This is a genomic window from Streptomyces sp. ITFR-6, assembly GCF_031844725.1.
Classification (GTDB): Bacteria; Actinomycetota; Actinomycetes; order Streptomycetales; family Streptomycetaceae; genus Streptomyces.
Map to the genome: position 1 here is coordinate 7180540 of NZ_CP134612.1, position 12064 is coordinate 7192603.

Consider the following 12064-nt stretch of genomic DNA (forward strand, 5'->3'; position numbering starts at 1 on the left):
GGATTCCGTGGTGACGGCGCCGGTTTCCGCCGTATGAGGTTGTCCGCGCGACGCCGTCTCCCCGAGTCGGACGGCGTCGTGCAGTTCTCGGCCTGGCTCAGCTTTCCGCCAGGATGTGTGAGAGCTCCGTATCGAGATCGAAGTGACGATGCTCGGTACCCGGCGGGACCGCGGCGTCGGTCCTCTTCAGGAACGACTCCAGGGCCCGTGCCGGGGCCTCCAGCAGGGCTTCGCCCTCTGGGGAGCTCAGTGCGATACAGACGACGCCCTGGCCGTGACTACGGGATGGCCAGACGCGGACGTCTCCGGTGCCGGTGGGCCTGTGCAGCCCCTCGGCAAGGAGGTCACGGGCGAAAACCCACTCGACCGTCTCCTCCGCTCCGGTGTGGAAGGTGGCGTGCACGGCATACGGATCGGCCGTGTCATACCGCAGGCCCGCGGGTACAGGCAGTGAGGACTCGCTCGACACAACGAGGCGCAGGTGCAGCTCGCAGCTGACCGTGGTGTTCATAAGCGCCAGGGCCTTTCGCTCAGTGTGCGCTCGGGGATTCGCACGTCGGCGAAATCGACATGCCACCTACGGTGGCGTTGTAAACCCCTCTGACCGTTTTGTGATCCTTCAGGTAGCTCGTACAGCGCTGTGTAACTTTGGGTTATGCGGCCATTCCAGTGACGAGAGCCGTTCCGGTAGGTTGGCCCCCATGAATGCGGAGAGTGACGAGCGGGACGGGGTCGCCGCACCGGCGGATCCGGCGCCCGCGACGGGGGGCGTGGCTGGAGGCGCGGCGGGGGACGCCGCGCGGGATGTGATGGAGGAGGGTCCGGAGCTCGGCTCCAGGGCGCCGGGGTTCATCAAGGCGTCCAGGGCGCTGCACCTGAGCTGGCAGGTCGGCGTGTTCCTGGTCGGCCTCGCCGTGGTGGTGGCGGGCATCATCATGCTGCCGCTGCCCGGCCCCGGCTGGCTGGTGATCTTCGGCGGCATGGCGATCTGGGCGACCGAGTTCGTCTGGGCCCAGCTGGTGCTGCGCTGGACGCGGCGGAAGGTCGCGGAGGCCGCCAAGCGGGCCCTCGACCCCAAGGTCCGGCGGCGGAACATCGCGCTCACCGTGATCGGCCTGGTGATCGTCGCGGTGCTGGTGGGGGTCTATGTGTGGAAGTTCGGAATCGTCATGCCGTGGAAGATCCACGAGTGACCCGGAGCTGGTCGGGGGACGCCACTGACATGGGGTAATGTTTGGCGTGCGCCCGGGGCGATTAGCTCAGTGGGAGAGCGCTTCGTTCACACCGAAGAGGTCACTGGTTCGAACCCAGTATCGCCCACCCCGGACCGACGGCCCGGAAGCTTCTCGAAGCTTCCGGGCCGTCGGCGTTTTCGTATGCCCCCGCCGTGTGCCTCGCGGCTTGCGCGGGCTCTGCCGCTACGTCGAAGCCGCGTCATCGGAGGCACGGGCAGAAGAGTCCGCACGCCACTCCGCCTCTTCCTGCGCGGCGTCGAGTGCGGGTGCGAGTACGGCGAGTGCGGAGCGAAGTGGTTCGGCCAGGGGGCCGGACGGCACGACGAGCCCACCGGCCGCGAGGGGTGCCGCCGGGGGCTGGAGCCACTCCCGCAGCGCGATCCGGACAGCGGCGGCCACGCTCGCCGCGAGCACGCGGGCGGTGGGTGTGCCGGTGTCACCGAGGCGCCGGCCGATCGCGGTGGCGAGGGGGTGTTCGATCGCCGCGGTGGTGTCGAGGAAGGCGTCGCGCAGTGCGGGGCTGGCGATGATCAGCAGCAGCTCGTCGCGGTCACGTGGTTCGGTGTACTGCTCCAGGACCGCTTCGGTCAGGACGTCGGCGAGGCGGACGTGGGCGGGCGCGGCCGCCACCGCCGCGACGACCCGTGATTCCCGTTCGGCGGTGACGGCGGCGACGATCGCCTGTTCGCGACTGGAGAAGTAGTTGTTGTAGGTCCTCGGTGAGACTCCGGCCGCCTCCGCGATGTCGTCGACGCGGACGTTTCCGGGCCCATGCGTGAGCGCCAGCCGCAGTGCCGCCTCACGCAACGCCACCCGGGTGGCCTGCTTCTTCTGCTCGCGCAGTCCGCTCTGCCCTGTTGTCATCCCCGCACTGTCCCAGCCGAGATGCGCGTACGCAAACTTGCGTGCACGCAATATTTTCTTCTACTGTCAGGCCCCTATCGAGAGGCAGAGACATGCGAGCCAGAGGCATCTGTTACGACACCGGCTTCATCCGCGAGGGCAGCAGCTCCCGGGAGTGCTTCGACCGACCTGGTCAGGAAAGATCTGACCGTCATCCGCGACGATCTCCACTGCACCGCCGTCCACATCACCGGCGGCGACCCGGGCCGCCTGGACCTCGCCGCCCGTCTCGCCGCCGAACTCGGCCTGGGGATCTGGTTCTCGCCGTATCCGCTCGATCTGACGACCGATGAGATCCTCACGCTGCTCGCCGCCTGCGCGGAGCGGGCCGAGCGACTCCGGTCGAGGGGAGCCGAGGTCGTGTTCGTCACCGGCGCCGAGCTGAGCGTCATGAACCACGGCTTCCTCGAAGGCGACAGCACCGAGGAGCGGATCGGCCGGCTCCTGGGCGACCCGGCCCGAAGGTCCGAGCGAATCGCCGCGGTCGGCACCCGCCTCAACGCCTTCCTCCGTGAAGCCGTGGCACTGGTCCGCGAGCGCTTCCACGGCAAGGTCACGTACGCCGCCATCCAGTTCGAAGCCGTCGACTGGGACATGTTCGACTTCATGACCTTCGAACTCATCCGGTCGGCGCAGGTGGCAGACGGATTCCGGGACGCCGTGCGCAGCCTGGTCGCACAGCCCGAACCGGTCGCCATCACCGGCTTCGGCACCGCCACCTGGCGCGGCGCGGGCGACGTCGCGCCCCGCAGCATGGAGATCCTCGAAACCGACGGAGCCACCGGCGCTCCGCTCCGGCTGAACGGGGAGTACGAGCGGGACGAAGCCGGCCAAGCGGCTTACCTGAGCGAGCTGCTGGAGATCTTCGAGACCGAGGGCGTCGACAGCGCCTTCGTGTTCCTCTTCGCTCTCTACAACCTGCCGCACCGGCCTGACGGCGATCCCCGCGACGACCTCGACCTCGCCAGCCTCGGCATCGTCAAGATCCTCGAAGGCCGCCACGGCGATACGTACCCGGATCTGCCCTGGGAGCCCAAGGCGGCCTTCGCCGCGGTCGCCGACCACTACCGCGGCGGCTGACCCCCGTCGCGTCGGGAACCCGGGCCCGGTTCTCCGGATCCCCGTCCGCGGCCGGTTCGCACCCCGAGGTCACGTCACCGCATCCGGCCCAGGACGTTCCGCAGCCGCCGGGCATCGCGCAGCCGCTTCTCGTACGTCGCCCCGACCGCCAGCAGCACCACCCCGGCCAGCGCCGGAGCCATCCAGCGCGGCAGCGCGCCGACGACCTGGACCACGTACGGCGCGAGCTCGTGCACGGCGTCCAGCCCCAGCGCCGCACCGCCCAGCACCAGCAGCGCCTGGAGCCGCCACCGCGCCCCCGCCAGCGTGATCACGAGGGCCGCCGCCCCGAGCAGCAGCGGCCGCGGCCAGTGCGGATCGGCCCAGGCGGCGACGAGCGACGGCACCAGCGTCGCCGCCAGGCCCGCCCCGTACGCCGTCCACGACGACGCGGCCGGGTCGCGGCGACGGCGCAGCGCGCCGATCACCAGCGCCGCGACGGTCACCGGCAGGGTGTACGCCTCGGGGGAGGACACCCCGGACGCGGACAGCCGGACCCAGGCGGCCGCCAGGAACAGCGCCGTCGCCAGATATCCGGCCACCGGCCGCCGCTCCGGACGCAACGCCGTGCCCGCCGCCTGCACCGCGCACAGGGACAGCACCAGAGCGAGGAACGGCAGATCGCCCACCGCCATGCCAACGGCCGGTACCGCCGCCGCACCGCCGGCCAGCTCCACCGGCAGCGCGACCGCGTGCGCCTTCAGACGGGCGCCCAGCAGCACGGTCAGCGCGGGGACCACCAGCACCAGCGGAGCCGCCCGGTGCGCGGCCAGCCCCAGCGAGGCGCCGCCCGCGACCGTCAGCACCACGGCGCAGCCCACCGCCGCGCACGCCGTCACCGCCTGCACGGCCGCCACCACCCGGCCCTGTCGCGGCCCCCCCGCCACGTAGCCGTCCAGCGCGACCGCCGCGGCCGCGCACACCACCAGCAGCGCGCCGAACACCGCATAGGTGGCCGGCTCGGTGGCGAGCGAGAGCAGCGCCACGTCCAGCGCACCCGCCGCCCCGCACACCGAAGCCGTCAGCGCCACGCCCGTCGCCCCTCGCCGCAGACCGCCCACCGCCACCGCGAACACTCCCGCGACCAGGACCAGTTGTACGGCGACGGTCACCGCGTACGGGGCATCGAACGCCGCGGGCAGCACCGTGATCCCCGCCCAGCCGAGCACCGGAGCCACGGCCCCGACCGCACCCCGCGCCGAGGGGCCGGGGGAGAGCACGGGCCCGGCCCACCGCAGCACGGCCTCCCACCACCGGTACGCCGCCGCGAGCGCCCCGGCCACCACGAGCAGGATGACGGGTGCCGCGCCCATCTCCGTCCACGGCAGCCCCGTCGCACCCAGCGCACCCCGGGCACCGCCCCGCGGCGCACCGGCCCACACCCGGCCCAGCTGCGACACCGGACCCACCAGAGACACCGCGACCGGCGGCAGCGAGAACAGCACGGAGCCCGCCGTCACCGTCCCGGAAGCCCACACCAGCCCCTGCCCGGCCGGACGCCCCAGCGGAGCCCGTACACCCGCCAACAGCGCCCCGCCACACAGCAGATACACCGGCACCACCCAGCCACCGGGCACCCCGGAGGCCACCACGGAGGCGACGGCCGCCACCGCCGTCAGACCGGCCACCACGCCTCCGGCCACCGCAGCCGCCACCGGCGCCCGCCGGGCCCCGGACAGCGCGATCGCCGCCCCCGCCAGCAGCAGCGCCCCCGGCAGCACCGCGGCTGACGGCGCATCGGCCGCCAGTGACCTCCCCAGCGCGATCAGCAGCCCCGCGCCACCGGTCGCGCAGAGCGCGGCGCAGGCCGTCACGCGTACCGCGACTCCCTTGCCCCACACGGCGATCGCGCAGTCCAGCGCCGCCGTCGCCAGCAGCGCGGCGGAGAACACCAGGGCGTCCGCACGCTCCGCGCACGCCCACAGCAGCAACGGCAACTGCGCGCCGAACACCGAGGCGGGCAACGGCAGTCGCAGCCCTCCGAGCAGCAGCCCGTACGCCGCCCACAGCACGGACAGCACCGCGGAAGCGGTCGCGGCGAAGCCCAGTCCACCCGTCTCCGGTGCGGCCAGCTCATGCAGCGCGAAGGCGTCCAGCACCATCAGTACCGACGCCAGGGCGGCGAGCGCCTCGGCCGTCGAGGACAGTCCCCGCCGCAGCAGCGCTGCCGGGGCGGCCAGCGCCGCGAGCGTCAGGGTCGCCAGCACAGCCGTGCGCCCGCTGATCCCCATCTGACCCCAGCTGACCAGGGTGAACGCGATCGCCGCGACCGTCAGCAGCAGTCCGCCGAGGGTGAGCAGCACGTTCTGCGCGCCCGCGGTGCGGACCGCGGCGGGCGGCCGGACCGGCGCCGCGAACGGTGCCGGAAACGCGGGCGCGGGAGGCGCGGTCATCGGGCCGGGCGTCCGCAGGGCGTTCAGCAGCCAGGCGCGGCGTTGCAGCAGTTGGGACCGGCGCAGGTCAAGCCCGGCGAGCTCACGGTCGAGGAGCGCCAATTCCTCGGCGGGCGGCGGCAGATGTTCCATGAACGCGAGTGTGGTGGCGGTCATGTGTGGAGGCATGCGCACGGATACTCAGTTCTCCGGCTGAGTATGCGCATCCTGGACGCATGGACTGGAGTCACTACCGATTTGTCACCGTCTGGGACCTCGCCGCACCGGCCGGCGCCGTCTACCGGCTGCTGGAACAGGTGGAGCAGTACCCGCGATGGTGGCCGCAGGTCCGCCAGGTCACCTCCGCCGACGACACCTCCGCCGCCACCCGGATCCGCTCACTGCTCCCGTACGACCTGGTCATCACGGTCCGTGAACGACGGCGCGATCCAGGCGCCGGGGTCCTCGAAGTGGCCATCACCGGCGATCTCGAAGGCTGGGCCCGCTGGACCGTCACCCCGAACGGCACCGGGAGCCTGGCCACGTACGAGCAGGAGGTCGAGGTGCGCAAGAGGCTGCTGCGGGTGCTCGCGGTGCCGGGGCGCCCGCTGTTCCGGGCCAATCACGCCCTGATGATGCGGGCCGGGCGCCGCGGGTTCGCGGCGCGGCTCGAAGCGGTTTGAACCACACCCGCAGGGCCCTGTAAGGTTCAACCCGTTCCCGGGCGATTAGCTCAGTGGGAGAGCGCTTCGTTCACACCGAAGAGGTCACTGGTTCGAACCCAGTATCGCCCACCCCGGGAGAGGCCGGTCCGTCAGCAGCACCGACGGACCGGCCTCCGCGTGTCCGCGACCGGTCCGCTCACGCGGCCGTACGCAGCTCCGGACGCAACGGCCACGCCGGGTCCACCGTCTCCGGCGTGCCGCTCCTGGCGAACCAGGCCTGCAGGCCGCGCGCCTGGGCGGCGTGCCACGCGGCCTGAAGCGTGTGCAGCTCCGCCGGGGTCAGCCGCTCCAGCCGGGTGGCGAACCGTCGCCCGACCGCCCGGACCAGATCCAGTGACGCCGACGCGTCGGCCGCCGCGTCATGCGCCCCGTCCAGCACCACCCCGTACAGCTCGCACAGATCCGTGAGCGTGCGCCGGCCCTTGCGGTAGCGGTCCAGGTGTTTGTCGAGCACCCGGGGATCCAGCACGCACAACGACGCGTTCTCCAGATACCCGGCCAGCGACGACGCCCGGTGCCGCCTCAGCTCCCGGTCCAGCAGCGTCAGGTCGAACGGGGCGTTCATCACCACCAGCGGCCGCCCCGCCGCACTCTGCTCGGCCAGCGCCCTCGCTATCTCCTCCACCACCGGCGCGGGCCACCGCCCGTTGCGCTGGAGGTGGTCATCGGTCAGCCCGTGGACCTCCGTCGCCCCCGGGGGCACCGGCACCCCCGGATTCACCAGCCAGCAGGTGACGCGCATATGCCCGCCGGCGCTGTCCTGGACGACGAGGGCGGCCGACACGATCCGGTCCCCCTCCACGTCCACTCCCGTCGTCTCGGTGTCAAAAGCGGCCAGCGGCCCCTCGTACCAATGAGTCATCCCCGAACTCCTCGCGTCCGAGCGGCAGATGGCGTGATTCCCCTGCCCGGTTCGGTGATACCCGCGCCCTTTGCCTGATACGCCGTTTGCGGCCCGTCCTCTGCTGTGACAACACATGTGAAGGGGGCTGTAGTTGGCGGAATCCTCCGCGTCCCCGATCCCATTGGCACGGCCCGGAAGGCACACGGAGCCATGGCACTCGCGCAGCCCGAACCGAGTGGGCTGCTGCCCCGGCGGATCGCACCGCCGCGCGGCGACCTCGCCACCACCGCCTGCGTGGAGACCCTCCAGGTGGGCTACCTGCACGCGGTCGCGGCGGAGTGCTCCCTGTCGCAGCCCTCCCCCGACAACGGCATCGACCGGCACGTCAGCCACGGCGCCCCCGGTCACCTCGTCGACGACGAGGTGACCATCAAGGTCCAGCTGAAATGCACCTATCAGATACCGGCCCGCCCGCCCGGCGCGACGTTCGCCTTCACGCTCGACAACGCACACCTCGTGAAGCTCGCCCGGACACCCGTCTCCGTGCACAAGATCCTGATCGTGATGATCGTGCCCAGCAGCCAGGACGACTGGCTGCTGGCCGGACCCGACCGCCTCGACCTGCGGCACTGCTGTTACTGGACCAACCTGGCCGGCCACCCGGTGACCGGCCGGCACCGGACCACCGTGCGGATCCCGACTCCCGCGTCTTCGACGACCGGGCGCTCTGCGAGATCATGACCCGAGCCGGAGCAGGAGGGAGACCCTGATGCACCGACCGATGGACGAGCCCGCCGACGGAGCCAACCCGTCAGCCGTACGACCCCACCCCGACGAACCACCCGGACTCCGGCCCGGCGGCCCCGCGGAGGCCACCGGAACCCTGCCCGACCCCGCCCGGGTGGACCCCGCGGTGCTCGCCGTGCTGCTCGCCCGGCCCGGCTGGCGGCGGCGCGGCGGGCCCGCCGGACGCTACAGCCGCTGGACCCCGCCCGGAGCTTCCGCCGCTGCCGGTGGCACCACCAGCCTGCTCGTACCCGGCACCGGCGCCTTTCCGGACAGCGAGGACCTGCTGGGCGAGGCGCAGACCGCGCCGGCCTGTAGCGCGGCCCCTCCGCCCGCGAGATCCTGGTGTCCCTCGCCGCCACCAGCGACGAGATCCGCTGGTGGCGCGAGGCCCCCCAACCCACCGCCGGCGTCGGCGCGGCCAGCTGGACCGGGGCGGAGCGACTGCACGGCGCGGCCCGGCAGATCCTGCTCGCCGGCGCCCTCGCGGTCCGGGGCCGGGCCGGCTACCACGGTGCCCGGCACCGGCGGCGGGCCCTCGCAGCCCTCGACGGCGTCCTGATCAGGCCCGCGCCCGGCGACCGCGACCTCACCGCGTCCGTCCCCGTCAAGACCGGCAGGCCCGTCGCCGTACGGCTCCACCACGCCCTGCACGCCACCCGGGAGGCCGTGGACTACCAGCGGGCCACCGGCGGGATGGAGGTGTTCGACAATGCCGTCGCGGCGGGCGTCAGCCGTGAGCTGACCGAGGCCGTCGTCGCGCTCGTCCGCGGCTCGGAGGGTGCCGGGATCGCGCTGGAGTGGGCGCCCGCCGCGGGCACCCCCGACGGCTGCCCGACGCGTCCGGAGCCGCTGGAGTTCTCCCCGGGCGGGCGCCCGCTACCTCCGCGACGAGCACGCGGTGCCGGTACGGATCACCGGGGCGGTCGTCCGCATGCGCCGCTCGGGGCCGCGCGGCGCCGGGATCGTACGGCTGCGGGTGCTGGCGGGCGTCGGGGTGCCGCACGTTCGGCTGGAACTGGACGAGGAGGCGTACCGGATCGCGGGCCACGCCCACCTGGTGGGCCTGCCCGTCCGGGTGGAGGGGCGGCTGGAGAGACGGGGCGGATTCCGACGGCTGACCAGGACCTCACAGGTGGTTCCGGTGCAGGTCGACGACGCGGAACGGGACCGCCTGATGAAGTCGCTCCAGGAGAACGTCGACCATTTCGAGGAGGCGTGCACGGGGGAGTAGCGGGGCGCGGGCGGCCCATTTCGCTATGGGGGCCGTCGGCTCGGTACGATTGCCCTTGCGTCCGCCATGGAAATGCGGCGCACCCCCTGAGTCAGGAGAGACCGGTGTCAGACGTCCGTGTGGCCATCCAACGCGATTCCGAGCGGGAAGAGCGCGTGGTGACGACGGGCACTACGGCAGCCGAGCTCTTCCCCGGCGAGCGCACCGTCGTCGCCGCCCGCATCGCCGGGGAACTGAAGGACCTCGCGTACGAGCTCAAGGACGGCGAGACCGTCGAGCCCGTCCTGATCTCGTCCGAGGACGGCCTGAACATCCTCCGGCACTCCACCGCGCACGTCATGGCGCAGGCCGTGCAGGAGCTGCACCCCGAGGCCAAGCTCGGCATCGGCCCGCCGGTCAAGGACGGCTTCTACTACGACTTCGACGTCGAGAAGCCGTTCACGCCCGAGGACCTCAAGGCCATCGAGAAGCGGATGCAGGAGATCCAGAAGCGGGGCCAGAAGTTCTCCCGCCGGGTCGTGACGGACGAGGCGGCCCGCGAGGAGCTCGCCGACGAGCCGTACAAGCTGGAGCTCATCGGCATCAAGGGTTCCGCCTCCACGGACGACGGCGCGGACGTCGAGGTGGGCGGCGGCGAGCTGACCATCTACGACAACCTCGACCCGAAGACCGGGGACCTCTGCTGGAAGGACCTCTGCCGGGGCCCGCACCTGCCGACCACCCGGTTCATCCCGGCCTTCAAGCTGATGCGCAACGCGGCCGCGTACTGGCGGGGCAGCGAGAAGAACCCGATGCTCCAGCGCATCTACGGCACCGCCTGGCCCACCAAGGACGAGCTGAAGGCGCACCTGGAGTTCCTGGAGGAGGCCGCCAAGCGCGACCACCGCCGCCTGGGTACGGAGCTGGATCTCTTCTCCTTCCCGGACGAGATCGGCCCCGGCCTCGCCGTCTTCCACCCCAAGGGCGGCGTCATCCGCCGGGCCATGGAGGACTACTCGCGCCGCCGCCACGAGGAGGAGGGCTACGAGTTCGTCTACTCGCCGCACGCCACCAAGGGCAAGCTCTTCGAGAAGTCCGGCCACCTGGACTGGTACGCCGACGCCATGTACCCGCCCATGCAGCTCGACGACGGGGTGGACTACTACCTCAAGCCGATGAACTGCCCGATGCACAACCTGATCTTCGACGCGCGCGGCCGCTCCTACCGTGAACTGCCGCTGCGCCTCTTCGAGTTCGGCACGGTGTACCGGTACGAGAAGTCGGGCGTCGTGCACGGCCTGACCCGCTCGCGCGGCTTCACGCAGGACGACGCGCACATCTACTGCACCAAGGAGCAGATGGCCGAGGAGCTGGACCGGACGCTGACCTTCGTCCTGAACCTGCTCCGCGACTACGGACTGACCGACTTCTACCTGGAGCTGTCCACCAAGGACGAGAACAAGTCCGTCGGTTCGGACGAGGCATGGGAAGAGGCCACGGCGACGCTGCAGCAGGTCTCGGAGAAGCAGGGCCTGCCGCTGGTCCCGGACCCGGGCGGCGCAGCCTTCTACGGCCCGAAGATCTCGGTGCAGGCGCGGGACGCCATCGGCCGGACCTGGCAGATGTCGACCGTGCAGCTCGACTTCAACCTGCCGGAGCGCTTCGACCTGGAGTACACCGGCCCCGACGGCACCAAGCAGCGCCCGGTGATGATCCACCGCGCCCTGTTCGGCTCCATCGAGCGCTTCTTCGCGGTGCTGCTGGAGCACTACGCGGGTGCCTTCCCGGTGTGGCTGGCGCCCGTCCAGGCGGTCGGCATCCCGATCGGTGACGCGCACATCCCGTACCTCCAGGAGTTCGCCGCCAAGGCCCGTAAGCAGGGGCTGCGGGTCGACGTGGACGCCTCTTCCGACCGGATGCAGAAGAAGATCCGCAACCAGCAGAAGGCCAAGGTGCCCTTCATGATCATCGCGGGCGACGAGGACATGGCCAACGGCGCCGTCTCCTTCCGCTACCGCGACGGTTCGCAGGAGAACGGCATCCCGGTCGAGGACGCCATCGCCAAGATCGCGAAGGCCGTCGAGGACCGCGTCCAGGTCTGACCGGTCGGAGGAAGGGCCCCCGGCGAGCTATCCGCTCGCCGGGGGCCCCTTCTCGTCCTCCCGGCGGAACACCTGGATCAGCCACGACGAGAACGAACCCGTCACCGCACCCAGCAGGGCCAGTCCGCAAGCCATCAGGCCCGCCGCCACGACCCGGCCGGTCGGCGTGACCGGTGCGGCGTCCCCGTACCCCACTGCCGTGAGCGTGGCGCACGCCCACCACACCGCGTCCCCGAAGGTCCGGATCGAGGCGCCCGGCGCGTCGCGTTCCACCCGGCAGACGGCGAGCGATGCCGAGAAGCCCAGCAGCAGTGACGTGAGGCCCGCATAGGTCATCACGCGCGCGTACAGACCCAGCTTGGGTTCGTCGTGGCGCTGCTGGACGGCCGAGTAGACCTTCACCATGCGCAGCGGCCGCAGCAGCGGCAGCAGGAGCACGATCGTGTCGAGCCAGCGCACCCGGACGAAGCGGTGGCCGAGGCCGCTCAGCCGGACGCGGACGGCGTAGTCGACGGCGAAGACCAGCCAGGTGGCGCCCACCAGGATCAGGGAGATGTCGTGCCACGGCTGGGCGTCGTGCGGGGCGAGACGCGGACCGCGTAGCCGAGCAGGAACAGCAGGGACGCGGCGAAGAGCGGTACCTCGGTGCGCTGCTCCCACCGGGTCAGGGCGGGCGGGACCTGGGCCCGGGTGCGGTCGCTCATCGGCCAAGCATCGCGGTGTGGGAACCGGTCCGGCCCCGGCGACACGCGCCGCGCGGGGTAA

At 71.9% G+C, this 12064-nt stretch carries 7 protein-coding genes, 2 tRNA genes and 4 pseudogenes; 8 read left to right on the top strand and 5 right to left on the bottom strand.

The annotated features are described in order from the left end of the window. Positions 1-97: 97 nt before the first annotated feature. Positions 98-511, bottom strand: coding sequence for an SsgA family sporulation/cell division regulator (locus RLT59_RS32730; protein WP_003959770.1), 414 nt, complete (start codon positions 509-511; stop codon positions 98-100). Between the two features lie 190 nt (positions 512-701). On the opposite strand from RLT59_RS32730, the gene RLT59_RS32735 reads away from it, so the two are divergent. Together RLT59_RS32735 and RLT59_RS32740 are read left to right on the top strand one after the other, a co-directional pair. Further along, positions 702-1193 (top strand): TIGR02611 family protein, encoded by a 492-nt coding sequence (locus RLT59_RS32735; protein WP_311306742.1) that lies wholly within the window; start codon positions 702-704, stop codon positions 1191-1193. 55 nt (positions 1194-1248) lie between these two features. After that, positions 1249-1320 (top strand) — tRNA-Val (locus RLT59_RS32740). 98 nt (positions 1321-1418) lie between these two features. Here the strand turns inward: RLT59_RS32740 and RLT59_RS32745 are convergent. Then, a complete protein-coding gene (locus tag RLT59_RS32745) occupies positions 1419-2099 on the bottom strand; it encodes a TetR/AcrR family transcriptional regulator (protein ID WP_311306743.1) in 681 nt (226 codons plus the stop codon). Between the two features lie 92 nt (positions 2100-2191). On the opposite strand from RLT59_RS32745, the pseudogene RLT59_RS32750 reads away from it, so the two are divergent. Continuing rightward, positions 2192-3218, top strand: a pseudogene (locus tag RLT59_RS32750) (hypothetical protein). A gap of 74 nt (positions 3219-3292) precedes the next feature. On the opposite strand, the gene RLT59_RS32755 reads toward RLT59_RS32750, so the two are convergent. Beyond that, positions 3293-5806, bottom strand: coding sequence for an SCO7613 C-terminal domain-containing membrane protein (locus RLT59_RS32755; RefSeq protein ID WP_311306744.1), 2514 nt, complete (start codon positions 5804-5806; stop codon positions 3293-3295). A gap of 59 nt (positions 5807-5865) precedes the next feature. Between RLT59_RS32755 and RLT59_RS32760 the strand changes: the two genes are divergently transcribed. Together RLT59_RS32760 and RLT59_RS32765 are read left to right on the top strand one after the other, a co-directional pair. Further along, entirely contained in the window at positions 5866-6312 is a 447-nt protein-coding gene (locus tag RLT59_RS32760) for an SRPBCC family protein (RefSeq protein ID WP_311306745.1), read from the top strand. A 39-nt stretch (positions 6313-6351) separates the two neighbouring features. Beyond that, positions 6352-6423: transfer RNA gene (locus RLT59_RS32765), tRNA-Val, on the top strand. Positions 6424-6490: 67 nt separating this feature from the next. Here the strand turns inward: RLT59_RS32765 and RLT59_RS32770 are convergent. Beyond that, a complete protein-coding gene (locus RLT59_RS32770) occupies positions 6491-7216 on the bottom strand; it encodes a 3'-5' exonuclease (protein WP_311306746.1) in 726 nt (241 codons plus the stop codon). Between the two features lie 192 nt (positions 7217-7408). Between RLT59_RS32770 and RLT59_RS32775 the strand changes: the two are divergent. The 3 genes and pseudogenes from RLT59_RS32775 (at position 7409) to thrS (ending at position 11299) form a co-directional block, all read left to right on the top strand. Then, positions 7409-7968 (top strand): annotated as a pseudogene (locus RLT59_RS32775) (DUF4365 domain-containing protein). After that, positions 7968-9218, top strand: a pseudogene (locus RLT59_RS32780) (hypothetical protein). Before RLT59_RS32775 ends, RLT59_RS32780 begins: the two co-directional pseudogenes overlap by 1 nt. Positions 9219-9322: 104 nt before the next feature. After that, positions 9323-11299 carry a threonine--tRNA ligase gene (gene thrS, locus RLT59_RS32785; protein WP_311306747.1) on the top strand — a complete coding sequence of 659 codons (1977 nt, stop codon included), beginning with the start codon at positions 9323-9325 and terminating at the stop codon, positions 11297-11299. Between the two features lie 27 nt (positions 11300-11326). Here the strand turns inward: thrS and RLT59_RS32790 are convergent. Continuing rightward, a pseudogene (locus tag RLT59_RS32790) lies at positions 11327-12003 on the bottom strand (potassium channel family protein). Positions 12004-12064: the final 61 nt, after the last annotated feature.